This is a genomic window from Sinorhizobium alkalisoli (genome assembly GCF_008932245.1).
GTDB lineage: Bacteria > Pseudomonadota > Alphaproteobacteria > Rhizobiales > Rhizobiaceae > Sinorhizobium > Sinorhizobium alkalisoli.
Genome location: NZ_CP034910.1, coordinates 329,648 through 355,736, shown reverse-complemented (window position 1 = coordinate 355,736; position 26,089 = coordinate 329,648). Strand labels below are relative to the sequence as shown.

General features: G+C 63.1%; 25 protein-coding genes and 3 pseudogenes. 11 read left to right on the top strand and 17 right to left on the bottom strand.

Annotated features, from left to right (window positions below; translation table 11 throughout):
• Nucleotides 1–9: 9 nt before the first annotated feature.
• Entirely contained in the window at nucleotides 10–930 is a 921-nt protein-coding gene (locus tag EKH55_RS19295) for a response regulator (RefSeq protein WP_427915861.1), read from the bottom strand.
• Nucleotides 923–4,303, bottom strand: coding sequence for a hybrid sensor histidine kinase/response regulator (locus EKH55_RS19290; RefSeq protein ID WP_151612515.1), 3,381 nt, complete (start codon nucleotides 4,301–4,303; stop codon nucleotides 923–925). Before EKH55_RS19290 ends, EKH55_RS19295 begins: the two co-directional genes overlap by 8 nt.
• A gap of 226 nt (nucleotides 4,304–4,529) precedes the next feature.
• On the opposite strand from EKH55_RS19290, the pseudogene EKH55_RS30300 reads away from it, so the two are divergent.
• A pseudogene (locus EKH55_RS30300) lies at nucleotides 4,530–4,706 on the top strand (RES family NAD+ phosphorylase); the annotation flags it as partial.
• Nucleotides 4,707–4,846: 140 nt separating this feature from the next.
• On the opposite strand, the gene EKH55_RS19280 reads toward EKH55_RS30300, so the two are convergent.
• The 5 genes from EKH55_RS19280 to EKH55_RS19260 all read right to left on the bottom strand — a co-directional run bounded on the left by EKH55_RS19280 (nucleotide 4,847) and on the right by EKH55_RS19260 (nucleotide 7,670).
• The gene (locus EKH55_RS19280; RefSeq protein WP_151613883.1) at nucleotides 4,847–5,122 is read right to left on the bottom strand and encodes a type II toxin-antitoxin system RelE/ParE family toxin; all 276 of its coding nucleotides are present in this window, start codon (nucleotides 5,120–5,122) and stop codon (nucleotides 4,847–4,849) included.
• Complete coding sequence (locus EKH55_RS19275) at nucleotides 5,122–5,382, bottom strand: CopG family ribbon-helix-helix protein (protein WP_151612511.1); 261 nt, start codon at nucleotides 5,380–5,382, stop codon at nucleotides 5,122–5,124. Before EKH55_RS19275 ends, EKH55_RS19280 begins: the two co-directional genes overlap by 1 nt.
• A 169-nt stretch (nucleotides 5,383–5,551) precedes the next feature.
• Nucleotides 5,552–5,944 (bottom strand): GFA family protein, encoded by a 393-nt coding sequence (locus EKH55_RS19270; RefSeq protein ID WP_151612509.1) that lies wholly within the window; start codon nucleotides 5,942–5,944, stop codon nucleotides 5,552–5,554.
• 52 nt (nucleotides 5,945–5,996) lie between these two features.
• Nucleotides 5,997–7,226 (bottom strand): extracellular catalytic domain type 1 short-chain-length polyhydroxyalkanoate depolymerase, encoded by a 1,230-nt coding sequence (locus tag EKH55_RS19265; RefSeq protein WP_151612507.1) that lies wholly within the window; start codon nucleotides 7,224–7,226, stop codon nucleotides 5,997–5,999.
• 30 nt (nucleotides 7,227–7,256) lie between these two features.
• The gene (locus tag EKH55_RS19260; protein WP_151612505.1) at nucleotides 7,257–7,670 is read right to left on the bottom strand and encodes a CopG family transcriptional regulator; all 414 of its coding nucleotides are present in this window, start codon (nucleotides 7,668–7,670) and stop codon (nucleotides 7,257–7,259) included.
• Nucleotides 7,671–7,798: 128 nt separating this feature from the next.
• Between EKH55_RS19260 and EKH55_RS19255 the strand changes: the two genes are divergently transcribed.
• Genes EKH55_RS19255 through EKH55_RS19245 form a run of 3 tightly spaced genes read left to right on the top strand, consistent with a single transcriptional unit; the run spans nucleotide 7,799 to nucleotide 9,080 of the window.
• Complete coding sequence (locus tag EKH55_RS19255) at nucleotides 7,799–8,137, top strand: ArsR/SmtB family transcription factor (RefSeq protein WP_151612503.1); 339 nt, start codon at nucleotides 7,799–7,801, stop codon at nucleotides 8,135–8,137.
• A 32-nt stretch (nucleotides 8,138–8,169) separates the two neighbouring features.
• Nucleotides 8,170–8,634: an SRPBCC family protein gene (locus tag EKH55_RS19250; protein ID WP_151612501.1), complete on the top strand. Its 465-nt coding sequence runs from the start codon at nucleotides 8,170–8,172 to the stop codon at nucleotides 8,632–8,634.
• The gene (locus tag EKH55_RS19245; protein ID WP_151612499.1) at nucleotides 8,631–9,080 is read left to right on the top strand and encodes a GFA family protein; all 450 of its coding nucleotides are present in this window, start codon (nucleotides 8,631–8,633) and stop codon (nucleotides 9,078–9,080) included. Before EKH55_RS19250 ends, EKH55_RS19245 begins: the two co-directional genes overlap by 4 nt.
• 108 nt (nucleotides 9,081–9,188) lie before the next feature.
• On the opposite strand, the gene EKH55_RS19240 is transcribed toward EKH55_RS19245, so the two are convergent.
• The 6 genes from EKH55_RS19240 to EKH55_RS19215 all read right to left on the bottom strand — a co-directional run bounded on the left by EKH55_RS19240 (nucleotide 9,189) and on the right by EKH55_RS19215 (nucleotide 15,096).
• Nucleotides 9,189–9,452, bottom strand: coding sequence for a ribbon-helix-helix domain-containing protein (locus EKH55_RS19240; protein ID WP_151612497.1), 264 nt, complete (start codon nucleotides 9,450–9,452; stop codon nucleotides 9,189–9,191).
• A gap of 163 nt (nucleotides 9,453–9,615) precedes the next feature.
• Nucleotides 9,616–10,527 carry an SMP-30/gluconolactonase/LRE family protein gene (locus EKH55_RS19235; RefSeq protein ID WP_151612495.1) on the bottom strand — a complete coding sequence of 304 codons (912 nt, stop codon included), beginning with the start codon at nucleotides 10,525–10,527 and terminating at the stop codon, nucleotides 9,616–9,618.
• Nucleotides 10,528–10,645: 118 nt separating this feature from the next.
• Nucleotides 10,646–11,596: an ABC transporter permease gene (locus EKH55_RS19230; RefSeq protein WP_151612494.1), complete on the bottom strand. Its 951-nt coding sequence runs from the start codon at nucleotides 11,594–11,596 to the stop codon at nucleotides 10,646–10,648.
• Nucleotides 11,593–12,540, bottom strand: a complete 948-nt coding sequence (locus tag EKH55_RS19225; protein ID WP_151612492.1) for an ABC transporter permease — start codon at nucleotides 12,538–12,540, stop codon at nucleotides 11,593–11,595. The genes EKH55_RS19230 and EKH55_RS19225 overlap by 4 nt, the downstream gene beginning before the upstream one ends.
• Nucleotides 12,537–13,982, bottom strand: a complete 1,446-nt coding sequence (locus EKH55_RS19220) for a sugar ABC transporter ATP-binding protein (protein WP_246231941.1) — start codon at nucleotides 13,980–13,982, stop codon at nucleotides 12,537–12,539. Before EKH55_RS19220 ends, EKH55_RS19225 begins: the two co-directional genes overlap by 4 nt.
• Nucleotides 13,983–14,079: 97 nt before the next feature.
• Nucleotides 14,080–15,096 carry an ABC transporter substrate-binding protein gene (locus EKH55_RS19215; RefSeq protein ID WP_151612488.1) on the bottom strand — a complete coding sequence of 339 codons (1,017 nt, stop codon included), beginning with the start codon at nucleotides 15,094–15,096 and terminating at the stop codon, nucleotides 14,080–14,082.
• A 281-nt stretch (nucleotides 15,097–15,377) separates the two neighbouring features.
• On the opposite strand from EKH55_RS19215, the gene EKH55_RS19210 reads away from it, so the two are divergent.
• Both EKH55_RS19210 and EKH55_RS19205 read left to right on the top strand, forming a co-directional pair.
• The gene (locus EKH55_RS19210) at nucleotides 15,378–16,646 is read left to right on the top strand and encodes a GAF domain-containing sensor histidine kinase (RefSeq protein WP_151612486.1); all 1,269 of its coding nucleotides are present in this window, start codon (nucleotides 15,378–15,380) and stop codon (nucleotides 16,644–16,646) included.
• The gene (locus tag EKH55_RS19205) at nucleotides 16,643–17,368 is read left to right on the top strand and encodes a response regulator transcription factor (protein WP_034857955.1); all 726 of its coding nucleotides are present in this window, start codon (nucleotides 16,643–16,645) and stop codon (nucleotides 17,366–17,368) included. Before EKH55_RS19210 ends, EKH55_RS19205 begins: the two co-directional genes overlap by 4 nt.
• Nucleotides 17,369–17,716: 348 nt before the next feature.
• Here the strand turns inward: EKH55_RS19205 and EKH55_RS19195 are convergent, their stop codons facing one another.
• Nucleotides 17,717–18,214, bottom strand: coding sequence for a branched-chain amino acid ABC transporter permease (locus EKH55_RS19195; protein WP_345790240.1), 498 nt, complete (start codon nucleotides 18,212–18,214; stop codon nucleotides 17,717–17,719).
• Between the two features lie 90 nt (nucleotides 18,215–18,304).
• Here EKH55_RS19195 and EKH55_RS19190 point away from each other — a divergent pair, with 90 nt between their 5' ends.
• Nucleotides 18,305–19,342, top strand: a complete 1,038-nt coding sequence (locus EKH55_RS19190; protein WP_345790239.1) for a response regulator — start codon at nucleotides 18,305–18,307, stop codon at nucleotides 19,340–19,342.
• Between the two features lie 398 nt (nucleotides 19,343–19,740).
• On the opposite strand, the gene tnpA is transcribed toward EKH55_RS19190, so the two are convergent.
• The gene (tnpA, locus tag EKH55_RS19185) at nucleotides 19,741–20,133 is read right to left on the bottom strand and encodes an IS66-like element accessory protein TnpA (RefSeq protein WP_151612484.1); all 393 of its coding nucleotides are present in this window, start codon (nucleotides 20,131–20,133) and stop codon (nucleotides 19,741–19,743) included.
• A 169-nt stretch (nucleotides 20,134–20,302) separates the two neighbouring features.
• Between tnpA and EKH55_RS19180 the strand changes: the two are divergent.
• Nucleotides 20,303–20,554, top strand: a pseudogene (locus EKH55_RS19180) (methyl-accepting chemotaxis protein); the annotation flags it as partial.
• On the opposite strand, the gene EKH55_RS19175 reads toward EKH55_RS19180, so the two are convergent.
• Nucleotides 20,551–22,551: an AI-2E family transporter gene (locus tag EKH55_RS19175; RefSeq protein WP_151612482.1), complete on the bottom strand. Its 2,001-nt coding sequence runs from the start codon at nucleotides 22,549–22,551 to the stop codon at nucleotides 20,551–20,553. The pseudogene EKH55_RS19180 and the gene EKH55_RS19175 overlap by 4 nt on opposite strands.
• Before the next feature lie 207 nt (nucleotides 22,552–22,758).
• Here EKH55_RS19175 and EKH55_RS19170 point away from each other — a divergent pair.
• Nucleotides 22,759–22,965, top strand: a pseudogene (locus tag EKH55_RS19170) (methyl-accepting chemotaxis protein); the annotation flags it as partial.
• A 183-nt stretch (nucleotides 22,966–23,148) separates the two neighbouring features.
• Nucleotides 23,149–23,319 carry a TOBE domain-containing protein gene (locus EKH55_RS19165; RefSeq protein ID WP_345790255.1) on the top strand — a complete coding sequence of 57 codons (171 nt, stop codon included), beginning with the start codon at nucleotides 23,149–23,151 and terminating at the stop codon, nucleotides 23,317–23,319.
• Nucleotides 23,320–23,591: 272 nt separating this feature from the next.
• On the opposite strand, the gene EKH55_RS19160 is transcribed toward EKH55_RS19165, so the two are convergent.
• Nucleotides 23,592–24,761 (bottom strand): Fic family protein, encoded by a 1,170-nt coding sequence (locus tag EKH55_RS19160; RefSeq protein WP_151612480.1) that lies wholly within the window; start codon nucleotides 24,759–24,761, stop codon nucleotides 23,592–23,594.
• 258 nt (nucleotides 24,762–25,019) lie between these two features.
• Between EKH55_RS19160 and EKH55_RS19155 the strand changes: the two genes are divergently transcribed.
• On the top strand, nucleotides 25,020–25,973 hold the full coding sequence (locus EKH55_RS19155) for a LysR substrate-binding domain-containing protein (RefSeq protein ID WP_151613882.1): 954 nt from the start codon (nucleotides 25,020–25,022) through the stop codon (nucleotides 25,971–25,973).
• Nucleotides 25,974–26,089: the final 116 nt, after the last annotated feature.

Below are 26,089 nucleotides of genomic sequence, written 5' to 3'. Positions count from 1 at the left end.
TTTGTTTGGTCAAATGCCGTGCAGCACCTGGGTCGCCTTGACGGCGGCGGAGGCCCGGTTTTCGACGCCGAGCTTCACATAGATCTGTTCGAGATGCTTGGTGACGGTGCGGGCGCTCAACCCCAGTATCTCGCCGATGTCGCGGTTCGCCTTGCCCTTGGCGATCCAGAGCAGCACCTCGGATTCCCGCTGGGTCAGATGGAAATGCTGGCGCAGCATCTCGTCGTCGCTCATGCCGTTCTCGGCCGTCAGCCGGAATAGATATTCATTGGCGCCGATGGCGCCGAGATAGGAAATCTGCAGGCCCGTCTGGCCCGCCTGCTGCAGCGTGACGCTGCCCTGCCTTTCGCCGGCCCGTCCTTCGCGCTCCCGCAACCATGCGGCGATGCGGCCGGCGACGACGGCGAGGCCATCGTCGCTGCCGGTGGCGGCGTTGACGAGGCGGGTCGCCTGCGGCGTCGACCAGCGCAGGGTGCCGTCGCCGCGCACGGCCAGCAGATGTCGCCCGGCGGCATCGAGCGCGACGCGGGCGCTCTGGGCGGAGCGGGCGTTCGAAAGGTGGACGCGCATGCGGGCGCGCAACTCGTCGATGTTGATCGGCTTCGTAAGATAGTCGACGCCGCCCGCTTCCAGCGCGTGCACGACATGCTCCGTCTCCGTCAGCCCCGTCATGAACACCACCGGCACCTGGGCAACGGATGCATTCGCCTTCAGCCGTATGCAGGTTTCGAATCCGTCCATGCCGGGCATGACCGCATCGAGAAGGATGATATCGGGGGTGATGCGGTCGGCGATATTGAGCGCGGCATTGCCTGAGGTGGCGATCAACACCGAGAAGCCGGACTGTTCCAGCGCCTCGGTCAGGAAGCCGAGCGCCTCGGGAGAATCATCGACGAGCAGGACAATGTCGCGCGGGTTCGCGTCAGTCACGGCTATTCGCCTCCTCGGGCAACATCCGTTTCAGGAGGGCGTCGTAGCCGGCGAGGTCGAAGGCCTCGACAAAGGCGCTGACGGCCTCGGCAAAGGGCTGGTTCTCCGGGTTCAGGGCAATCTCCGTCAGCTTCGCCTCGATGCCTCTGACGTAGCCGATTTCGCCGAGCCGGATCAATTCCTTCACGTGATGGTCGCCGGGGCTCCTCACCGCGCCGGTCTTCCCCGGGTCCGGCGTGTGCCTTGCATCGTCCTCGTAGATCCAGTCGAGCTTGAGGTGGATCGCCAGCTTGTCGGTGAGCTGGCGCACGCCGAAGGGCTTGGCAAGCGTGTCGTTGTGGCCGATGGCGGCGGCCGCCGAGCCGTCGCCGATATTGGCCGAGAGCATGATCACCGGCGCCGTCTGGCCGGCTTCTCTGAGCCTCGTCACTAGTTCCCAGCCATTGATGCCGGGCATGGTTATGTCGATCAGGAACAGATCGGCCTTGACGGCTTCGACGAGCGCCAGGCACTCGGCGCCGCTTGCCGCTGCAATCACCGTAAAATCGAGCGGCGCCAAAATTTCGCGCATGAGGTCGCGGTGGTCCTGGTTGTCGTCGACGACCAGAATTGTCCGGCGCGCGCCCTTGTAGGACCTGATCCTGCGCACCGGATCCTTGAGCGCCGCCGGCCGGTCGACGGCCGAGAGCATCAGCCTCACCTTGAAGGCGGTGCCCTTGTCCTTCTCGCTCACCACGGAGATTTCACCGCCGAGCGTCTGGGTGAGCAGGCGGGTGATCGTCAAGCCGAGACCGAGCCCCGGCATGCGATATTCCGCATCGCCGCGTTGGAAGGGTTCGAAGATCTTCGGCAGGTCCTTGTCGCTGATGCCGCGGCCGCTGTCCTCGATGGTGAATGCCGCCACCTGGCTTCGATAGGCGACGTCCAAGCGGATGCGGCCTCGATCGGTGAATTTCAGGGCGTTGGACAGCAGGTTGACGAGAATCTGCCGGAGCCGCTTCTCGTCGGTGCGCACATATTGCGGCAGCGACGGGGCCCGGCTGTGCTCGAAGGCGACGCCCTTGGCTTGGGCCTGCGGGTGGAACATGTCGACGATCTGGTCGAGGAAGTCGTGGACATCGATCTCGTTCGAATAGACCTGCAGCTTGCCAGCCTCGATCTTGGAAATGTCGAGCAAGCCGTCGATCAGGCCCGAGAGGTGGTCGGCGCTGCGCCGGATCGCCTTGATCGCCCCTTGCCGGGCAGGCGGGATGGTCTCGTCGCGCTCGAGGATCTGGGCATAGCCGAGAACCGCATTCAGCGGCGTGCGCAGTTCGTGGCTGAGGCCGACGACATAACGGCTCTTGGCGCGGTTCGCCGCCTCCGCCGCCTCCTTGGCGTTCTGCAGCGCCGCGTCGGTCTTCTTGTGGGCGGCGATTTCCTTCAGGAGTAGCGTGTTCTGGCGGGAGGATTCTTCTTCGGCCACGACGCGGCTGTCATGGGCGAGCACATAGAACCAGGAGACGACGCCCGCGGCGATCGCAAAGACGAAGAAGACGATCGCGATCGTCCGCTCGACCACTTCGGCGGTCTCGGGCTGGGCTGCGGTCGTCTGGTGCGCGATCATCGCCAGAATGACGCCGATGCCGGCGATCGACAGGATGGCGGCGATCGCGTAGCGGCCAAGGCGGGTGGCGAGCCTTTCGACGACCGGCTCCGGCAGCAGCGTCTTGGCGACGGTTGCGATTTGCGTGTTCAGCCGTGCCTTCGGCTTGCACATGTCGTGACAGCGGCTGTCGAGCGAACAGCAGAGCGAACAGATCGGCGCCGCATAGGCCGGGCACCAGGCCATGTCCTCGGGCTCGAACGGGTGCTCGCAGATCGAGCAGGTGATTTCGCTTTCGCGGAACCAGCTCTTGCGCGGCTTGCGGGCGAGGTAGAACTTGCCGTCCGTCCACCAGGCAATCAGCGGCGAGACGATGAAGGCGGTGATGAGTGCGATATAGGGCGCAAGCGAGGCGGCGGTCGCCCCGAGTGCGCCGAAATGCGCGACGAGTGCGAGAAGCGCCGAAACGCCCATCGCGCCGATGCCGACGGGGTTTATGTCGTAGAGATGGGCACGCTTGAATTCGATCCCGGGGGGTGACAGGCCGAGCGGCTTGTTGACGAAGAGGTCGGCCGAGATCGAGCAAAGCCAGGCCATGGCGATGATGGAGAAGATGCCGAGCGTCTCCTCGAGCAGCCGATAGATGCCGAGTTCCATGAGGAGAAGCGCGATCGCCACGTTGAAGACGAGCCAGATGACGCGGCCGGGATGGCTGTGGGTCAACCGCGAAAAGAAGTTCGACCAGGCGAGCGACCCGGCATAGGCGTTCATCACGTTGATCTTCAGCTGCGAGATGACCACAAAGGCGACCATCAGGAGCAGGGCCGCCGTTTCCGACGGAAAGATGTAGCCGAAGGCGGTGTAATACATCTGCGCCGGATCGGCGGCGCGGGTCGAAGGCACGCCGGAGCTCAGCGCCAGCACGACGAGGAAAGAGCCGGCGAGGAGCTTCGGCGCGCCGAGGACGACCCAGCCGGCGCCGGCGAGGAAGACGCCGATCCGATGGTGCAGCTTGCGCTGGCCGTCCGGAGGCAGGAAGCGCAGGAAGTCCACCTGTTCGCCGATCTGCGCCATGAGGGCGAAAATGACCGCGGAGGCGGCGCCGAATTCGAGGAGATCGAAGGGGGCGAGGGTACCTACGGGCCCGGAAGTATGCCGGAGGCCGGCATAGGAAAGCCAGAGGCCCACCTTCTCCCAATCGGCAAGCGCGATGAAGGCGAAGGGCAGGATGTTGAGCACGATCCAGAAGGGCTGGGTGGCAAGCTGGAACTTGCTGATCAGCCGGACGCCGTGGGTGACCAGCGGGATCACGACGACGGCGCTGACGATGTAGCCGATCCAGAGCGGTAGCCCAAGCGCGAGCTCCAGCGCGCCCGACATGATCGAGGCCTCGATCGCAAAGAGGATGAAGGTGAAGCTGGCATAGACGAGCGAGGTGATGGTGGAGCCGATATAGCCGAAGCTTGCGCCGCGCGTCAGAAGGTCGATGTCCACCCCGTAGCGAATGGCGTAGCGGCTGATCGGCAGGCCGACCAGGAGGATCATCAGGCTCGCCACCAGGATCGCAACGATCGCATTGGTGGTGCCGTAGGACATGGTGATGGCGCCGCCGATCGCCTCCAGCGCGAGAAAGGAGATGGCGCCGATCGCCGTCTGCGAGATGCGCTCGGAGGAGAAGCGCCGTGCGCCTTTCGCGGTGAAGCGCAGCGCATAGTCCTCAAGCGTCTGGTTGGCGACCCAGCGATTATATTCGCGTCGAACGGGAATGATGCGCTGGCGTGCCGCCATATTGCCTCGGTTCTCTCGGATTGCCGGCGGACGCCAGTTTTCCCTTCGTAGCACGGGCGGAGGACGGGCGGAATTGCTGCGTTGCGGGAAAGTTGCTGCGGAATGCGGACGTGGACGCGTTTCGGTTGATCAACGGTGCCGTCGCGACTGTTGAATATGGGCGATGTGAGTCACGAGGCCGATCACCAATCGAGTGTGCCGGCGGCGATGTGACGCTTGTGCCCGCAAGGGATTTGGCGAGCAATGGTGTCTCGAAAGGAGGAGCGTGATCTTGCTGGTCCCCAGTGTTGTCGCCCGACTCGACCGCAATATTCTGATAAATCCAGCTCATTCGGAGTTCCCTGAAATTCAGGGCAGTCTTCATCACCCGGTTTACTGGGATCGCCGCCTCTTCGGGCCGTGACTGCGCAGAGCGCCTTGCCTGCTCGGTTCAGATAATCAGCTTCGCCGCTCGGATTTACGTGCAGCGTTGTTGCAATAGCGCCGCCTGAGACCGACTCTGCTTTTCGTTTCCGGACATGTCGGAAAGCACGTCGCTTCAGACTAGCGGTTCTCGCGTGTGTGCCAGAGCCGTAAGACATAGATCGTCGACTGCTGGATTTCATAGCGGATCTCATAGTGGCCAACGAGAACTCGCCGGACTTCCCGGGGCTCGAATTCCTCGAGCCGTTCGCCAAGGCGCAGTTGTTCGAGCAGGCGCTTTGGAGCGGCAGTCAGAGACCGCACCGTCCGTGCTGCAGCCAAGCGATTGACCGGTGCGAGAATATCATACAGGCGGCCGAGGTCGGAAACCGCCTTGGTCGTCCACATGAGCTGCATCACGCCGGCGGCTGCAGAGGCGTATCGCTGTCGAGGCTGTTGGCCCAGGCTTCAACAGCCTGCTGATCAATAAAGTGGCCGTCGTCCACATCCGCCAGCGCCTCCAGCGTCAGGCGCCGGCGCTCTTCTTCTTGATCAATCCAGGCAGACAGCGCCTGCTTGACAATCCAGCCGCGCGAGCGTTGGAGTCGCGCCGCGATCTCGTCCACCTTCTCGGCCAGCGGTCGCGGCACGTGAGCCGTTAAGACCTTTGTCTCCATCGAAAATCCTCTACGATTCAAAACTAATCATAGTGATTAGGAGTGATTAAGTCCAGTCAAGCTCGCTTGGCGCTGGCGAAGGTCGCGCTTCGTGCCGGCACCGCGCCTTACCGCCTCCCGGCCTCGTTGACCACTCGCCTTCCCCTACAGTCCGTTCCGGATATTGACCTCACTCCTCAAGGCGACCCGTGGCGTCACGATCGCGCTCGTACCGTCTCGTCAACGGGAACGGCGGCAACCAGCACTCGCGGCGGACGGTCCAGAGTTCGTAGGTCGGCATCAACTGATCAGGGGCATCCAGGGATCCCAGGTTCACTTCAATCTCGTCGGCGCTGCGTCCGAAAACGGACGAGCCGCAGCGGGGGCAGAAAAACCGGCCGGCATAATCGCGTGTTTCGCCCTCGATCGTCACCGCCTCCTGAGGGAATATCGCGGAAGCGTGAAAAAGGGCTCCATGATGCTTGCGGCAATCGAGACAGTGACAAAGGCCGACCCGGTATGGTCGTCCCGAGGCCATGATTCGTACGTTGCCGCACAGGCAGCCACCGGTGAAACGGTCCATGCTGCGTCTCCTCTATAAGGCATGTGCCAAGAAACTGAAGCAAACTGTCGATTTAGCAGTCCGGCGCCGTGCCCAGGAAAAACTGTACCATGATCCGGGAAGCGTCGGGGCCTTTGGGGTCGGCGTAGGATCCGCGCGCGCTCCCGCCGCTCCAGGCGTGCTGCGCCCCGTCGACAATCCAGCACTCCGCCGCCACTCCCTTCGCGCCTTCTCTGACAATTCTTGTGTAGCCGCGCCTATCGCCGGCAGCAGGCTGGACAGAGCGCGTGATCCGCCCGGCGCCACAATGCCACGCCATGATCCGTTCGGCATTGGAAGGATCCACCGTCGAGTCGGCGGTTCCGTGGAACACGATCAAGCGCGGCCCGCCTTCGCCCTTCAGGTCGTCGGCCGGCAAGCCCGGCCCGCCCTGCCCGCGCATTGCAGCGAAGGCCGATACCACGTCGCTTGCCGAGCGGTAGGCGAGGCCGGAATGGATGCCGACGCCAGCATAGAGGTCCGGGTAGGTCTCGGCCATGATTGCTGCCATCGCGCCCCCGGCGGAGAGGCCTGCGACGAAGACCCGGTCCGGCGGGATCGCAAAAGCGTCGCGGACGCTGATTGTCAGTCCGGCGATGATGGCCGGCTCTCCGGCCCCGCGTGCCTGATCGCCCGGCCGGAACCAGTTCCAGCAGGACATGGCGTTGTCGCCGGCCGTCTGGGCGGGATAGGCGACGAGCAGGCGATGCTCCTCGGCAAGCTCGTTCATGCGCGTGCCCGCGGCAAAGTCCTCGGGGCTCTGTGTGCAGCCGTGCAGCATCACGACGAGGCCCTCGAGCCTATCCGAACCGGAAGCCGGCACGTAGAGCCGGTAGCGTCGCGAGCCGGCGGCGCAGGCGAAGGTCAGGTCCCGGAACTCGGCACCATCCGGGAGCGGCAGCTCGGGCACCCTTGCCGGGAGCCTCCGGACGGCGCCGTCAAGTCCAAGCCGTCGCCGGCCGTCCCCAAGGATGCGCAGCACCTCGCCCAGAGGTCTATTCCGCCGCTTCGACGCCGGGCCAGAAGGTGGCCCCTTATCCGCGGCGGGTGCGGGCTCGCCGGCAAGGCTGCCCTCAATGACACGCGCCGCTGCCCATTGGGAGGGCCGGGAAGCCACTGCCGTAGCGCCGGGCGCAGCGTTGCTCCCCGGCCCGAGGCCTCCAGCCGCGAGTGCGGCCCGGATGATCGCGGTGGCTCCCGCGGGATCGCCGGCGCGCAAGGTGCCGGTCGCGCGGAGGATCTCCGCGACGAAGTCGCTCTTCATGATGATTGCCTTCCTGCCGCTCCCGCGGCGTTACCTGATCCGATCCGCAAGCGCCGCCTTCACCTCGGCGCTTGCCTGCAGTGCCCCCAGAACGGTGAGGGAACCGATGGTGTCGCGCGCGAGCGCAGGGCTCACGTCCGGTGCAATGCGGATGAGACCCACCACCTTGATGTGAAGCCGTTGGCCCGCCGCCCGCACCGCCTCGAGATCGGTGGCCGCGTAATCGCGCAGCCCGAGCTCCAGCGTGTGCCGGTCGATGGAGCGCGAGATCTCGTCGGAGTGGCTCGCCAGCTGGTTGCGGATTGCCGTCCGGATGAAGTCGGTCCGGTTGGAGTAGAAGCCCTCCTGCACGAGCAGGTCGATCCTCCCCAGATCTACATAGCCGAGGTTGATCGTGATCTTCTCCGACTCCGGGGTCTTGTCGCGCAATTGCCTGACGTTCATGAGCAATTCTCTACCATCCACATGGATGGTATATGGATGATCAATTGTCGCAGGTCAAGGGGAGCGCTTGACAGTCCGGTGTATCTTTGTAATAAACCGATAAGTTAATTAAACGTCCGGTTAAACAAGTGGATCAACTCAGCAGCACCCTCTCGGCATTGGCCGACCCGACCCGCCGGGCGATCATTGCACGCCTTGCCGCCGGCGAGGCGACGGTGAACGAACTTGCAGCGCCATTCGATATGAGCCTGCCGGCGGTATCCAAGCATCTGAAGGTGTTGGAACGCGCGGGGCTGATATCCCGGGGCCGTAATGCCCAATGGCGGCCGTGCCGGCTGGAGGCGGAGCCGTTGAAGGAAATCGCTAACTGGGTCGAGCGGTACCGCCACTTCTGGGACGGCAGTTTCGACCGGCTCGACGACTATCTTCATGAACTGCAGCGCAACGAGAAATCGGATCACGACTGAACCGGGTTCGCCCGACCGCAAGGGAGAAGATCATGAATGCCCCGTCTGCGAAGGAGCAAACCGGCCTCACCATCACGCGCATCTTCAAGGCGCCCGCCCACCTCGTCTTCGAGGCATGGACCACACCGGAACACCTGGCCCGCTGGTGGGGGCCGAAAGACTTCACGGTGCCCGCGATTACAACGGATTTTCGTGAAGGCGGCGCCTGGCGCGGCTGCGTCCGCTCGCCCCAAGGCCAGGATTACTGGGCGCACGGCAGCTATCGCGAGATCGTGGCCCCGAGCCGCATCGTCCTCAGCTTCACCTGGGAGGAGGAAGGCGCCATCGACACGCTGATCACGGTCACCCTCGAGGACGTGGCGGAGAGCACGCGTCTCACCTTCCATCAGGCGCCGTTCACGAGCGCCGAGAGCCGCGATTCGCACGCGGAGGGATGGAGCGAGTGCATGGACCGGCTCGTCGCCTATGTCGCTGCCCGGCAGGAGGAAATGCAATGAAGAAGGGCTATCACGGAAGCTGCCACTGCGGCGCGGTGCGCTTTTCCGCAAATCTCGATCTTGCACCGGAGGGAAGCCGTTCCCCAGCGCCGCGGCCGGGCGTCTGGTGGACGACAACCTTTCGCTGCAACTGTTCCTCCTGCCTGAAGACGCGGTTCTGGAAGGTGTTCGTCACGCCAGAGGATTTCTCGCTGCTTTCCGGCGAGGAGGCTTTGGCGGAATACCGCTTCGGCGAACGCATGATCCGCCACGTCCTCTGCCGGCACTGCGGCGTCCATCCGTTTGCCAGCGCCGACTTCGAGATGATGGGCGGCCCGTTCCATGCGGTGAACATCGCCTGTCTCGACGACGCGACGGATGAGGAACTCGCGAATGCTCCGATCGTGTATGAGGACGGCCGGCACGATGCCTGGGATCGGCCACCGGCGGTGATCGGCTACCTGTGAGGGTCTGCACCGCTCCTCCACGCCTGCCGTGATCGAAGTCGGCGGTCTGGTCAAATGTCGGCGACCGCCTCAGGGCGGTAAACAACCTGGAATCGCTTCGTCGAGCGTTTAGCTTTGGTGCTCGGAGTAGAGACTGTTGAGGTGCTTCGGGACCTCTCCACCCGTCAGACTCGGACGGGGATCCACAAGGGACTGGCGCACGCGGGCCCTGATTGCGGCCAGGCGCTCCTCGTGCTCTTCCTCGTCCCGAAGAAGGGCGCGCACCGCCGCGCGCATTGCCTTGCTTGTGGAGCCGTAAAGACCCGCCTCCACGCGCGCCTTGATGGCGTCGGCCATTTCAATGGGAAGGGTAATGCCCAGTTTTTCGGCCATACTCATGCGTCCAGCTTGCTTGCTCTTTGTGAGAGCAGGATAAAATCCTACCGGACGCCACCTGAAACTGGCGCCGTCTGGCCGGTAAGGCAGTTGGCCAAAATCGCAGCTCCGGGTAGGACGTGGCTCGAACCGTTGCGAAATGCCAAGCGACACCCCCCGCTCACGGAACCTGGGCGCCGGTCGCGGTGACATAGATCGCGTAGAGCGACGTCGTCGCGGCGATGAAGAGGCGATTGCGGCGAGGGCCGCCGAAGGTGAGGTTGGCGACCGTCTGCGGCACGAGAATCTTGCCGATGCGCACGCCGTCCGGTGCGAAGCAGTGCACGCCGTCCCCGGCGCTCGACCAGAGATTGCCTGCCGTGTCGGTGCGGATGCCGTCGGGGATGCCGTTGTCGATCGTCGAAAAGACACGCCCGTTGGCGAGCTGCCCGTCCAGAACATCGAAGGCGCGAATATGCCGCGGCAGCGCGTCGTCATGGCTTGCGCCGGAGTCGGCGACATAGAGGATCGTCTCGTCGGGCGAGAAGGCGAGGCCGTTTGGCTGGTTGAAGTCGGTGGCGACCGCGGCGAGCTCGCCGGTTATCGGGTCCAGCCGGTAGACATTGCGGCTCTCCTGTTCCGGCTCCGCGCGATAGCCCTCATAGTCGGAAAGGATGCCGTAGGTCGGGTCGGTGAACCAGATCGTGCCGTCCGACCGGACGACGACGTCGTTGGGTGAATTGAGCCGCCGGCCGCCAAACCTTTCGGCGAGCGTCGTGATCGAGCCGTCGATCTCGGTCCGGGTGACGCGGCGTGTTCCGTGCTCGCAGGAAATCAGGCGTCCCTGCCGGTCGCGCGTGTGGCCGTTGGCGAAATTCGACGGCTGCCGGAAGGCGGAGACGCCGCCTTCCGGGGTCCAACGCAGCATCCGCTCGTTCGGGATGTCGCTCCAGAGGAGCTGGTTGGCATCGCTGAACCAGACCGGCCCCTCCGCCCAGCGGCAGCCGGAATAGAGCTCCTCGAGGCGCGCGCTGCCGACGATCAGATGGGCGAAACGCGGATCGTCGATCTGGTAGATTTGTTCCCTGGCCATGTGGTCCGTCCCCGAACTCGAGCGCGTTTCGATCTGACTGGATCAGATCGACGCTCTAACGCTTTCTTTCTGACGCATGATCTTATCGATCGTCGTTTCACTCCGGTCGGTCCATGCTCTAACGCGCGCCAGGCTGTCGGCCGCCTGCGAGCATGATGACGCTGATGATGATGAGCCCGGTCATGATCAGGCGGATGCCCGCGCCGAGGCCGTAGGTATTGAGCATGGAGACGACGAGAAACATGAAGAGCGAGGCGCCCCAGATGCCCGGCACGTTGGAATCGCCGCCGGCGACCGCGGTGCCGCCGAGAACGACGACCGCGATCGACATCAGAAGATATTCCGTGCCCATGTTGAGGGCCGCACCGCCCGAGAAGCAGGCGAGCAGGTAGCCCGCAAGCGAGGCAAGGACGGCCGAGAGCACGTAGGTGACGAAACGGGTGCCGTCGACCGGAACGCCCGCCATGCGCGCCGCCGGCATGCTCTGGCCGATCGCGGAGATCCAGCGCCCGTAAACGGTCTTTTCGAGCAGGAACCAGGCGGCGACGGAGATCACCAGCGCCACGAGGGAAACGTTGGGTACGCCGAGCGTGGTCGACGTCGTGAAATCGGCGAGGAAGCTCGGCGGTTTGATGCGCAGGCCGCGATTGGTCCAGATGGCCGCCGACTGGATGATGAAGCTCATCGACAGCGTCGCGATGATCGGCGGGATGCGCAGGGCCTTGATGAGGGCATAGTTCGACAGGCCGACACCCATCCCGATCAGGATTGCCGTCGCCAAGCCCGGCAGGATCATGGCGTTGTCGACGTCCATGAGCTTCAGCGCCACGGTGCCCGCGAGCGTCATGGTGGCGGGTATCGACAGGTCGATGTTGCCGGGGCCAAGCGTGATGACGAACATCTGGCTGATGCCGACGATGATCGAGAAGGCGGCAAAGGTCAGCGCCGCCTGGGAGAGGCCGAGGGTGCTTGCGCCGCCCGTCACCATGATCGTCGCGAACCAGACCAGGAAGGCCGCGAACCATGACCAGATCCAGGGCGCGCGCGAAAGCCGGTCGACGATCCTCATCGCCGCTTCTCCCGATATTCCAGACGGTTGAGCAGCAGGCGCAAGGCGAGCACGATAATGAGGATCGCGCCCTGGGCGCCGATCTGCCAGTCGGGCGAGATGCGCAGGAAGGAGAGGAACGAGCCGGCAAGCGTCAGCGTCAGGGCGCCGATGACCGCGCCGATGGGCGAGACGCGCCCGCCTATGAATTCGCCGCCGCCGAGGATCACGCCCGCGATCGAGAGCAGCGTGTATCTAAGCGCGATGTTGGCATCGGCCGATGTGGTGAGCCCGACGAGCGCGATGCCGGCGAGCACCGCAAAGACGCCGGCAAGTCCGTAAGCCGCAGCGCGGGCGGCGAGCACCGACCAGCCCGCCCGCTCCACCGAGCGCTGATTGCCGCCGATACCGCGGATGAGTACGCCGAGCGAGGAGCGCATTACGATCAGATGCGCGACGATGGCAATGACGACGCTGGCGACGATCGCCATCGGGGCGACGGGTGGCTTCATCGTCATCAGGCTTCGGACCCATTCCGGCGCCTGTCCGCCGGGCGCCGGCAGCAGAAGCACGGCAAGCCCGGCCCAGACGAAGCTCATGCCGAGCGAAACCACGATCGATGGCAGGCCGCGCAGGTGAATGACGACGCCGAGCACGGCATAGACGGCGACGGCGCCGGCAAGGATCAAAATCCCGACAAGCGGCTGGTCGCGCAGGAAGGTCGCCGTCACGCAGGCGACGAAGCTGACGAAGGTGCCCATCGCGAGATCGAGGTCGTTCACCGACATGATGAGCATCTGGGCGATCGTCGCGAGTGCGATCGGAACCGCGAGATTGAAGAGCAGGTTGAGGCCGATATAGCTCATCGCGCGCGGCTGCAGCCAGAAGACGGCAGCAAGAAGCACGGCGAGCGAAAGGGCGGGAATGGCGAGCCGGATCGCATCAGCCGAAGGCGTCAGCTTCATGCCGCTGCCTCCCCCTTGAAGGACGCGGCGAGGATGTTTTCCTCGCTGACGGCGTCTCCCGCCAGTTCCGCGACGATTTCCCCTTCGCGGAAGACATAGACGCGGTCGCAGAGGCAGACCTCCTCCATCTCCGTCGAATACCAGACGAAGGTGCGGCCGCGCTGAGCCTCCTGCCGAATGATCTCGTAGACCTCCTGCTTGGTGCCGACGTCGACGCCGCGCATGGGATCGTCCATCAGCACCACCGGCGCCCGGGTCGCGAGCGACCGGGCGAAGAGCACCTTCTGCTGGTTGCCGCCCGAAAGCGACAGCATGCGGTTGGCCATGTCGGGCGTGCGGATATCTATGCGGCGCCTCCACTCTCCGGCGCGCTCGGCCTCCGCCTCGGCGTCGACTACGCCGCGTGCGGCAAGATCGTGGAGCGAGGCGATGGAGAAGTTCTTGAGGACGCTCCAGAGTTCGAAGACGCCGTTCAGGCGGCGATCCCCCGCGACGAAGGTCACCGCCGGGTCGCGGCGAGGCAGCCAATCGGCGGTGCTCGCCGCATGGAGTTTCATCAGCATGCGCGTCTGGCCGTGTCCGGCGAGCCCGGCGAGCCCGACGATCTCGCCGCGTTTGGCCTGAAGGGACAGGCCGCGGCCGGTCTGCGCGATCACCACGGGCTCTTTGGCAAGGTCGCGCAGCGTGCGCCGATGCGCCTCGCCCTTGACGACGCTTCCCATGGCCTCGACCAGGCCGTGCTCGCTCCAGGCATCGGCAGGCCGTTCGGCGACGATGCGCCCGTCCTTCATGACCACGATCCGGCTCGCCGTGGCGAGGATCTCGTGGAGGATATGGGAAATCAGAAAGACCGCACCGCCGCCCGCGACGAAACGCCGGACATAAGCGAGCATCTGCTCGGCGAGGCTCCCATCGAGCGAGGAGGTCGGCTCGTCCAGGATGATGAGCCGGGGCGCAATGCCGGCATCGGAGAATGCCATGGCAATCTCGACCATCTGCCGTTCGGCGATGGAAAGATCCCCGACGGTCCTGTCGCTTTCGATCCCGTGGCCCGGAAAAACCGCATCGAGGCTGCGCTCGATCACGAGCCTTGCCCGCCTGCGCCAGCCGAGGCCACCCAGTTGGCGGTGCAGAATGCGGGTATTTTCGACCACGGTGAGGTTCGGGCAGAGAGAAAGCTCCTGGAAGACGCAGCGTATGCCGCGCGCCCTGGCCGCGTTGATACCGTAGCGCTGAAGAGGTTCGCCGTCGCCCGAGATGCTGCCCTGCTGCGGCGTCAGGCCACCATTGATGACGCTGACGATCGTCGACTTGCCGGCACCGTTATGGCCGACGAGGCCGACGCATTCCCCCGGCCGGATGGCGAGCGTCACGCCGGCGAGCGCCCTGACCGCTCCGAAACTCACCTTGGCGTCGGCAACCTCGATTATCGACTTCGACATTCTGACCGTCATTTACCGCCGTCTGTTGTATTGGGATCGATTTGAACGGGGTCTGTGGCGCGGCCCCGAAGAGGACCGCGCGACATGGGCAAGACCGTCATTCCGCGGATTCGATCACCTTGATCGCATCGGCCTGCGAATATTCGACGTTGGCAACACCGCCGGCCTGGGTATTGGCGAGGTTCTCTTCGAGATTGTCCTGGTCGATGCGCAGGAAGGGCACGACGAGGTCCTTCTTGACTTCCTTGCCGTCGAGGATCTGCTGGGCAACCCAGAATGCGAGCGTGGAGACACCGGGCGCGATCGAGACCGACATGGTTTCATAGCCGTTGGCATCCTTCTGCTCCTTCCACCACTTCAGTTCGTCCTCGCGGTTTCCCATGATGATGATCGGCATCGGCCGATTGGCGGCTGCGAACGCCTGGGCGGCGCCATAGCCGTCACCGCCCTGGGTTACGACGCCGACGATCTCGGGAAGGCTCGGCAGGATACCGGCGACGGCCTTCTGGGCGACATCCTGCGCCCAATCGCCATGGACGGACCCGACGATCTTGAACTGCGGGTACTGCTTGACGCCCTCGTGAATGCCCGCCGAGATCTCATCATCGACGAAGACGCCGGCAAGGCCGCGGATCTCAAGGAGGTTCCCGCCCTCGGGCAGCTTCTTCGACAGATATTCGACCTCGCTGCGGCCCATTTCCTTGAAATTGACGGCGATCCGCCAGGCACAGGGCTCGCTCACCACGCCGTCGAACGAGACGACGATGATGCCGGCATCGCATGCCTCCTTGACCGCGCCGTTGAGCGCGGTCGGCGAGGCGGCGTTGAGGACGATGGCGTCATAGCCCTGCAGGATCATGTTCTGGATCTGCGCGGCCTGCTCGGTCGCCTGGTTTTCCGCCGTCGTGAAGGGATCGGCAGCCGCAACCACGCCCGCCTTGACGGCCTCGCCCGTCACCTTGTCCCAGCTCGTGAGCATCGCCTGCCGCCAGGAGTTTCCGGCATAATTGTTCGAAAGCGCAATCTTCTTGTCGGATGTTTCGGCCGACGCGGAATTCGGCATTGCGGCGCACAGGACGACCGCTGACGCCAGAAGCATCTTGCGAAATGTCATGTTTTCCTCCCTCTGGACCCGGCTTCGGCCGGATCGCCTCATCGGCCGCTCTCTCTGCGGTCGTCTGCAAATGGGACTTGCACTGAGCTTCCTCCTCTCAGTAATGGCAGGATGCGGGAGAATTTGTCGCCTGTATAGATCGTATACGGCAACCCGTTTGCGGGCTTTTGCACAAAAGGCTGCGTGTTCGTGCAAGACGAGCACGCCCTGTCGAGCGCTTAATGGAGCTGGCGGTCGCCGCACACGGAGCAACGGGCGCGATCGCGGGAGGAACAGCGCACATGCCGCATCTGGCGCCGGCCGCCTTGGTCGATCACTATCTTGGCATATCCCGGCTGCTTGCCGGCCAGCTCGACTTCCGCTCGGCGATCCGCGCCGTCGCGGCGGAAGTGGCGCATATCATCCCCCATGATCACCTCGACGTCTGCATCCTGATGGTCGACGGCAACTATCACACCGCCTACGAGACCGGCATGGACACCGCCTGGGGCGATGCCGCCTCGGCGCCGGTCGTCAACAGCCCGATCCGTTCCCTGCTCTGGGGCGAGGTCGATTACCTACTGACGGACGACGCCATCAATGATGCGCGCTTCCATTTCGAGGGCGCCTTCAAGCGGCCGATCATCGAACAATCGCTGCGCAGCCGCTTGCACGTACCGCTGAAGGTTCAAGGCAAGATCATCGCCGCGCTCAGCTGCTCGTCGCAGACGCCCGGCCTATATACGAAGCAGGACGTCGGCAGGGCGCGGATCATCGCCGACCTGCTGGCACCCTATTTCTTCGCGCTCAGGGCCGCCGAACAGGCCCAGCAATCCGCCATCGTCGAGGCGGAGGCGCGTGCGCGCGAGGAAGGCTTGCGCCAGGGCGCGTTGAAGCTGACCGAGGCGCTCGAACAGGAGCGCCAGCGCATCGGCATGGACCTCCACGACCAGACCCTTGCCGATCTTACGCGGCTGTCGCGCCGCATCGATCGCCTGGCCCGCGCCGGCGAGCTGAGCAGCGAGGTGCTGGAACCGGTTTCCCGCAGTCTGCATCATTGCATGCAGGATCTGCGGCAGATCATCGAACAGGCAAAGCCCTCCGTTTTGCAGCTCTTCGGCCTTGCCCAGGCAATCGAAAACCATCTCGACCGGTCGGTGCGCGACAGCGGGATGCCGATCGAGTGGGCTCTCGTCGACGAGAGCGGTGGCGCTCTCGACGGCCTTGAACCGACGGTCAGCGTCGCGCTTTTCCGAATTGCGCAGGAGGCGATCAACAATGCCGTCCGCCACGCCCAGCCGATGGCGATCACCGTCAGGCTGCGGCTTGAAGCCGGCGAGCTCGCCATCGAGATTTCGGACGACGGACGCGGCCTCGCCAGAGCCCGCGGGCGCATCGGCGGCGGTATCGACAACATGAAGACGCGGGCACGGCTCATTTCCGCGAAATTCGCGATCGGACCGGGTGATAGGAACCGCGGCACGACGGTCGCTGTCCTGCTGCCGCTCGAAGAGCGCCGGGCAGACCTCGAGCCCCAGCCGCAAGCAGCCATCAAGGAGGATCCGCGATGAAGGTACTGATCGTGGAGGACGATCCGCTTCACCGTTCGTATCTGCACGAGGCGGTCTGTGCCGCCCTTCCCGAATGCGATACCGTCATCGAGGCGGAGAACGGCATCGCCGGCGAGCAGCTCGCGCGAGATCACAAGTCGGCACATATCGTCATGGACCTGCAGATGCAGACACGCAACGGGATCGAGGCGGCGCGCACCATCTGGAAAGAGCGCCCGGAAACGCGCATCCTCTTCTGGTCGAACTACTCCGACGAGGCCTATGTCCGCGGCGTGTCGCGCATCGTTCCGGACGGGGCCGCCTATGGTTACGTGCTGAAGTCCGCCTCCGACGAGCGGCTGAAGCTGGCGCTTCGCTCGATTTTCGTGGAAAGCCAATGCGTGATCGACCGCGAGGTGCGCGGTTTACAGCAAAGGAGCATCGGCCACGCGAACAGCTTCACCGATTCCGAATACGAGATTCTCGTCGACATTGCGCTCGGTCTGACGGACCGGACAATTGCCAAACGCCGCAACCTGTCACTGCGCAGCGTCCAGAACCGGTTGCAGCAGCTCTATGACAAGCTCGACGTCTACCAGGCCGTCGCCGAGGAACAATCCGACGGCCAATTCAACCTCCGCGCCCGCGCCGTCACCGTCGCTTTCCTCCGGAAGCTGCTGAACTACAGCGCATTGGAGAAAGCCGAATCCGAGCTTCAGGAGTGGCTCCAGGAACAGAAGTGAATGGGAAAGGATGGCAATTCACTGAAAAGACGACATCATCGCCAGCTTCCATCGATATCATCCCGGCAAGGACGCAAAGCGCCATCCCGGGGTGGCGAGTTCTGAAGCAAGGTCGCAGGGGCGATCCGTGCCTGGTCCGGTCCTCGAAATCGGCACCACAAGCAGTCGCTATGTATTTGCGGTCGGCGCTCGCCGTTTCGTCGAAGCCTGGAATGCAGAAGGACCTGCCCACTCTTGCGGGTCGGCGCTGCCCATATTGGCGCAAGCGCGACGAAGGGGAAGGGCAGGAAGTTGAGCATGATCCAGGAGTCCGTAGCGGCTGATCGCGCCGGCCTACTTGTTAACCGGTCACGAATGCCTTGCGCCTGCAGGCTCTTGCTGGTCCAACTTCGCCGTAAGGTCACCTCTGTATTCCAAACTGTACCCGACAGGGAACCATTGCCAGTCCCGCATTCTGCTGAACAGACCCCAGAGGCCACCAGGTGAGAAGAGCACGATGAGCAGTGTCAGCACACCGAGGACGATCATGTAGCTCGCCCCGTAGTGGCTGAAGAGGCGTGTCGCGAAGAAGTAAAGCAGTGCTCCGACGATTGGCCCTTCGAGGCGGCCGAGGCCACCGACCATGACGATGAATATGCAGATGGACGACCAGTAAGGGTCGAAGCCACTACTTGGCGAGATGCGCAGTTGCGCCATGTAGTAGATCGCGCCCGCCAGACCGGTCCCCATTGCTGCCATCACGAAGATGCCGAAGCGCATGCGCCCCACGTTCACCCCCTGGCTCGCCGCAGAAACCCGATCGTCGCGCATGGCCGTCATGGCGAGCCCGAGCCGCGAACGCAGCATAATGAAGGTTCCGCCGACCGTGACGAGCAGCAGGAGCGCGCACAGGATCAGGCATCCGGCGCGCTGCCGGACCTCGCGCTTCTCGACGTGATGATGCCGGGGATGAGCGGCTTCGAACTTGCGGCCTGCATGCGACTGCGCCCAGGGCTCAGGGAGACCCGTATTGTCATGATGTCGTCCGCTGGCCGGCCAAGCGACGACGCGCTGCTGCGCAGACTGGATGTCTCCAGACTGCTGGTGAAACCGGTGAAACAGTCCGATCTCCTGAATGCGATCACCAACGCACTCGGGGTCTCTATGCGGGAAGACGAGGGCGAAGGCCCGGCCGGCGCGGCGCGCCTGCGGAGGGGCCCGGGGCTCATCGTGCTGCTTGCCGAGGACGGGGCGGTCAACCGGCAGGTCGCCGTCGATCTTCTGACGAAGCGCGGCCACCGGGTCGTGGCCGTTGGGAATGGCCAGGAAGCCGTTGAAGCGGTCGACCGTGAAGGTTACGACCTGGTGCTCATGGACGTCCACATGCCGGTCATGGACGGGCTCGCCGCGACCGCGGCAATTCGGGCGCTCGCTCGGCCCGAGAAGGCTCGTGTACCGATCGTCGCGCTGACCGCGAGCGCGACGGCTGCCGATCGCGAGCGTTGTCTCGCGGCAGGAATGGACGGCTACGTCACCAAACCATTTCGCGCCGCCGAGCTGTTCCGTGTCGTTGAACAATATGACTCCAAGCGGGTTCAGGCGCCGGAAGAACCGGTAACCGCCGTCCCAGCGCAGCCGTTGGCTGCCGACGCCTCGGTCCTGGATTGGGAGCGTGCTCTGCGCAATCTCGATCGGAACGAGGCGCTGCTGCGCGAACTGGCGGCAATGTTCGTGATCGAATACCCGAAGCTGATCGCCGCGCTCGATGCGGCTTATACCAATGACAATGCTGCGGAGTTGCGGCGTGCAGCTCACACCTTAAAGGGCTCAGCGGACGTGATTGGCGCCGATGGCGTGGTGACCGCCGCCCAGCGGCTCGCGGACCTAGGCCGCGAAGGCAAGCTTGCACCCGTTCCAGAGGCACGGCGCGCACTGGGCGCCGAGCTGGATCGACTTGAGCCGGAACTCCAACGAGCGATATTGGACGCCGAGTAAAGTAAAGCGCTTCTACTGGATTGGCCCGCTGGAAAGGCGGGCAGTCGCTGGATTCGGCCTAAACCTTATTTGCGGACCCGGTCACATGTATATGGGTGATGGAGACCGGTAGGGCATTCGCATCCCACGTCAACGACTAACCTTGTAAGGGCTCATGAAACCTTGATTCCCCGGGCGCGCAAGCTCCTTTTTCCATCCGCCAACGATTGTACCAGTCGCTCACAAGCCGCTTGGATGTGCGATCTGGTCAGTCGTGACAAAAGTTAGCATTCTTGCTACAGGCGACTCCATGCTCACGCAACGCATCTCGCGCATCAGCGACAGGCCGAGAAAGCCTCTCCGCATGTCAGTATAGCCTGTCGCCAGCCAGACCTTCACACCGCTCGGGACCGGGATCATCATCGCTCCAACACATCGAGGATGCGGGCCAAGGCTTCGATGTCGACGTCACTCTCGACCCGGAGACGACGGCCATTGCCAAGTTCGATCATCACCATGGGTGCCTTTTTGCGCGGCCGGGAGACTGGCGGCGGCTCGGGCGGGATCGCCGGTGCTGGCAGCGCTTCGACGACCTCCACCGGAACGAGCTGCGGGACGGACGGCGCGGAGATTTGGCAGAGCTCCTTGCGCCAGCGGAAGAGCTGGCTCACCTGAATGCCGGCCGAGTGCGCGATCTCCGAAACGCTTGCGCCTGGCTCAAGCGTCGCCGCGACCAGCCGCTCCTTCTCCTCCCGAGACCAGCGCCGACGCCGCTCGACCGACGTAATCACCTCAATCTGATGCTTCGTCATAGGACTACTCGTAGTGCTTGCACTAGGAATTGTAGTCTTCAGCCTACGTCGGCAAGGCGGCCATCACCGGAGGGGTACTCGAATCCAGTCAAGGGCGCCGGACCGAAGGGTCGGTTTTTGGCCGGCAAGGGGGCTGCTGACCGGTTTGCGCTTGCAAAGGGGGCCGCACCAGACGCCGCAGCAGAATGCGGCAATGGTGGAGGAATCGACAGCGGCGACCAACCGGCTTGCCGACGAGGCGGCAAACCTAGCGCGGCTGATCGCCAGCTTTAAGATCGAGGCCGGTATGGCGGTGCTGCGCGCCGCTGGCAGCGGCAGGAGGTCCGTCGTCTCGCCCGCCCGCGCCCTCAGCCGCAAGCTCGCCGGCGCCTTCGGGTGCCGCGGGACAGCCGCAACAGCGGTCGCCTCCAACCGAACTTAGCCCGTATTCTGGCCTGAGGGGGAGGCTTTCTCCGCAGAGGTCTTCCGCTTACGTAAGTGATGGCGGGGGGCAATTTTCGCGCGCACAGCCTTCAATGGCCGGGCGAGCTCTTCGGAAAGCGCTTCACGGACGGACTCGGCGATTGCGGACACGACAAAGTCCGCTTGTAGCTCTTCGACCAGCTCGGTCCTTGACGCACCGTCCTCGTGCCAGAGCACGATACCGATGCGCGACATTGGCGCAATGCGCTTCAGCCGCCGCACGATGAACCTGGCATGTCGCAGCGAATCCTGGTCGAGAAAGCTCACGAGGATCGCATTGCGACCGGCGAAGGGGAGTCCTCGGATAGCGCCCGGCTTCAAGTCCCTATGACTCGCAGAAGCAACTTCCGCCCCCTGGACTCGGATGACCTGTGCCAGCATCGATGCAGTTACGTCGTCGAGATCGCCCCGTCCGCCGATGCACAGCACGGATTTTCCATCTCCAAGAGGCAAGTCGTACTGCTCGTCTCCATCACCGGTCTCTTCGCCAAACCCTTCTTCCTCCTCCTCCTCCTCTTCTTCACTGGCGATCTCCTCCAGATTGGAGACGAGAGTGCGCGCACTCTGGGCGATCTGAGCCACCTGCGGCTCGGCCAGCGCGCCTCGCACTCGGTCGCGTTCCGCGAGCAGCAGCGCGGGTATAGCGACCGTGTCGTAGAACTCGATGAGGTATTTCTCCTCGAGCATCTCCTCCGCATTGTCGGTCGCCTCGTCCGGATCCCCGGCCAGCAGTCGCTGATAAAGCCGCTCCTTGGGGTTGAGCACAGGTTCGTTGCCCAACAGAATTTCGAGGAACTCGAACTGCGGGACATGGCGACCGAGCACCACGAGGCAAACCGTCAGCGGCGTCGACAGCACCAGTCCGACCGGGCCCCAGAGCCAAGCCCAGAAGATCGCTGCAACGATGATCGCAAGCGGCGAAAGGCCGGTCCGCGAGCCGTACAGCCAAGGCTCGACCACATTGTTGCTGACGAGCTCGAGGACAATGAACAGGGCCGCTGTCCATACCAGCAGGGCCCAGCCCGGAGCCGCGGCAAAGGCTAGAAACAGGGGAAGGCTCGCCGCGATGACCGGGCCGATATAGGGCACGAAGCGCAGCACAATGGCAAGCATTCCCCACAGGACCGCATTGGGTATTCCGAGCAACCAGAGACCGATAGCAAGCGGTATTCCGTACGCGATGTTCACCACCAGCTGCATCAGCAGGTACTGGCCGACCCGCGCGCCGGCATCCTGCAGGGCCTCGGTCGTGCGGTGCAGGTCTCCATAACCTACGAGCCGGATGAAGCGATCGCGCAGGTCCTCCCTTTCGAAAAGCATGAAGATGACGACGACAATGACGAGACCGGTCGTGGCGAGCGGCCCCAGCAGGGGATCGATGATATTCCTCAGGGTTTCGATCGGGCGTTCTGGAGAAAAAATCTCCACGAGCAGCGGCTTTGGCTCCGGTTCCGGTTGGGGAGACAGGGCGGTTTCGGGCTTGGGCCGGCTGATTTCGGTGGTAATCCTTTCCACGACGCGGCTCAGGCGTTCGAATATCTGGCTCTCCGCTCCCGCCTCCTTCAGAACCCTGATCTTCTCGATAATGTTGTACTGGTAGGTTGGGAGATTCTGCGCCACTTCACTGACCTGCACTGCGAGGACAGCGCTAAAAACGGAGAGAAACAAGAAAGCTGTCGCGACCGTGCCGAGAACGGCCACCGAGCGCGGCAAGCCGGCCCTGCGTAGCCGCGAAACCAACGGCGCCAGAGCAAACGTAAGCAGGATGGCGATCGCCAATGGAAGAAAGACTTCGCTGGCGAAATAGAGGACGGCCACCGTTGCTGCCGTCGCTGCAAGCGTTGGAAGCCGGGAAGGCTGCGCGATTGCCGCCGCTCCCGGCGCGAGTGCGACCTGCATCGATCGGCTAGCGGCTTTGACCTGATCCTGGTCAGCTCTCCGTGAAAACCTCAGCATCTCGACCCTTTCATCCCGCCAGCCTCAGACACCCTTGTGCCTCTCCGACGGGTCTCGGGCAAGATGCTCACCGCTCCCCGCCAAACGCTGGGTGACACCTACGACTCCTCCTGACGATCCGCAGGACCGACCTCGCCAGAGGCGAGATCAGCCGAGTGAAGGTGTGATTCACGAACTAAATACGTTACGTACGACCTGGACTTCCGAGACTCCACCCGCCGCATCAGCAAGGACTATGACAACGCCGACCTCAACCGCTTCGCCGGCCAGGTAAACGAACTGGTGACTTCCGTCGACCGCGGCGTCGCCGAAACCCGCCGGGTGATCTCGGCGCTGGCCGAGGGCGACCTCACCGAAACCATGCGCGGCGAGTTCCAGGGCGCCTTCGGCGAGCTGCAGTCCAACGTCAACCAGCAGGATTTGGCTGATGCGCGCGACGCAAGGTGCCTCGCACCGTTCAATCGATTGCTGACTTGCGCAGCCAAATGTATTGCTTTTTTGGTTGAAATTAAAGCGACGTTCAACTTTCGGAGATATTGGGATGAGCAGGTCGATTTTGATCTAAGTTGGTGAGGATGAGCGAATTCCAAAACAAAGCTGTTCGACTTAGAGGCCTGGTTCAGCGGCGAGCTGGCGGTCGCCGAACGGCTGGGCAGCCAGACCTACGGCTATGTCGAAATCGGCGAGGGACAGATGCTCACCGTCGAATTCCCGCGGCATGCCACGATCCGGGTGGGCGAACAGATTCACTTGCGCGGCAATCCGTAGACATTTCATCTCTTCGACGCCAGGTCGGGCCTCCGCCTCAACTGACCGGGACCGCCACGCAACCGCCGGACCGGGCGGAATGTGTCCGATGGGGGTTGCCGTCCTCATTGAATGTGCAGGCCTCTGAAGCCAACCTACATGTCCAGCGTGCCGCCACGAGAGTTCGTACTCCAGAAGGGTTCTGAGGTATCGACGCAAGGCCTCTCGTTCTCTGCCTGGAATGTCGCATAATGTATCGACTGGAACCTGGCCAGCTCTGTGCAGGTGCGACATCAACTGCCCGCGCCGTCGCCGAGAATGTCCATGTATGCGCGATAAACGAAAACCCTGCCGCGGCGTCGCCCGGTGGCTTCTTCGACAATGCCAAGTTTCTGTAGTTGGTCCAGCGCTGCATTCACGGTTGGCACCGTGAGTCCGCTTCGTTTCGCCGCGGATGCGGCAGTCAGATAGGGGCTCGTGCGCATGGCTTCGTGGATCTGGAGGACCGATCCTGTCCGCTCCGATTCCCTCACAATGCGTTCCCGGTCGTCCTCGAAGAGGCGTGCGATACGGTTGGCGGTCTCAAAAGCTTGATCCGCTGTCTCGGCCACTCCCTCCAGAAAAAACTCGAGCCAGGCTTCCCACGTTCCATATTCTCGGACTTCCTGCAGAAGCCGGTAGTAATCGGCCCGGCGCGTTTTGAAATAAAGGCTCAGGTAAAGCAGAGGTTGTCGCAGCACGCCCGCGGCGCAAAGGAAGAGCGTGATCAGGAGTCGGCCGAGGCGCCCATTACCATCCAGGAACGGGTGGATGGTTTCAAACTGGACATGGAGAAGGCCCGCCTTGATCAGCGGCGGAATGCTCGGCGTATCCTCGTGAATAAATCTCTCCCAGTCACCGAGGCAGGTCATGACTTCATTCGGCGGAGGAGGTACGAACATGGCGTTTCCCGGACGCGTGCCGCCGATCCAGTTCTGTGAGGTACGGAATTCGCCGGGGCTCTTTGTGCCACCGCGACCGCTATCCAGCAACCGCTGGTGCATTTCCCGGATGAGGCGCAGTGACAGGGGCAACTGCTGCATCCGCTCGAGGCCGAACATCATGGCGTCGACGTAGTTCGAGACCTCGCGGATGTCGTCGACCGGCTCGCCGCTGATTGCTTCCGTCTCGAAGCGAAGGAGATCGGAAAGCGTCGATTGCGTGCCCTCGATCTGGGACGACAGCACAGCCTCTTTGCGCACGTACATGTAAAGGAACAGTTCCTTGTTCGGCAGCAGAATGGAAACGCCATCAAGTCGTCCTAGAGCGCGTTCCGCCGCACTGAGGCGCGTCAACAGGCCAGTGATTTCGATCGGGGGAGTAGGGGGGAGAGGTGGAGGTATGAAAGCCTTTACGCGCTCGCCGCCAACAGCGGTCTCCACAAAACGACCAAGGCGTTTGTTATCAGCGATGTCGTTTCTCAATGCACTTTCCAGTTCGGCTAAGTCTGTCACCTTTAATTAGCATGTCGCTTTAATAAACGAAATGGCAGTTTCGTTAATTAACGGAGTCGCCTATTTTAGTCCGGATAACAGCTTCAGTTCGAACCCTTAAAGGCAGGGGCAGCTTAAGCAGTGTTGTTTGCAGGGTCTTCGGTTAGCTTCGGCTCAAGAAGATGCTTCCGCCGCGCCACCGTCACCGTGCTCGAGCTATCAACGATCGACCAGTTAACTTTTAAGCAAATGCGGCAAAGATCGTCTGATTGTTTAGCAGAATTGAAGTATTATTCGCTCGTGACTCCATTCCGATCCATCGCAATCTTCTATCACGTGGCCACGCTCAATTCGGTGTCCGCAGCCGCCCAGCAACTGAACGTAACGCCCTCGGCGATCAGCCAGCAGATCCGCGTTCTCGAGGAGCAGCTGGGAAGCACGCTCGTCGCTAAAGTGGGCAGAAAGATCAAGCTGACGGAGGCGGGCGAGCGCTATTACGAGCTGATATCCCAACAGGTCGAAGACATCATTCGGTCGACCGAGATGATGCGTGGCAATAAGACCTCCACCCTTCTGACGATCAGGGCGACGCCCACGGTTTCCACCAAGTGGATTCTGCCACGCCTGCCACGCTTCTTCGATGTCAATCCCCAGATCGATATCCGTCTCGACGGCTCCAATGAGCCGACCGACTTCAATCGCGATCTGGTCGATATCGAGATACGTCACGGAGCGGGACGCTGGCCAGGCCTCCATGTGGAACAACTCGTCGAGGAACGTTTCCTGCCGGTGTGCTCGCCGGCCCTTGCCAGTGCGCATTCGCTCTCGGCCACGGACATTCTGCAACATCGGCTCATCCATTCGGTGAAAGCGCAGATTCAGTGGAAGTCCTGGTTCGCCCATCAGGGCGTCACCCACGATATTCCTTCAAAGCGGCTCTTCTTCGACCGGTCGCACATGGTGGTGGATGCGGCGGTGCTGGGCATGGGCATTGCGCTTGAGAGCAATCTGATGATGGAGCGAGAACTCAAGGACGGCCGGCTCGTCGTCGCGGTGGCCAATCCCCCCGAGATGCGGATTGCGACCCAGTGGATTGTCTGCCCTTACACCCATCTCAGGCGCACGCGCGTCAAGCGCTTCATCGAGTGGATCAAGCGCGAGGCTCAGATCTGGTATAACGAAGATCGATCACTGATTGATTAGCTCAGCTACAAAATCGGGCAGATAATTTAAATTGTTCTGCGGGTCTCTTTGCCGAAGGATACCAGCGTCCGACGAAGATCGTCGGCACGTTGGGAGGAAATACCGAAATCATCGTC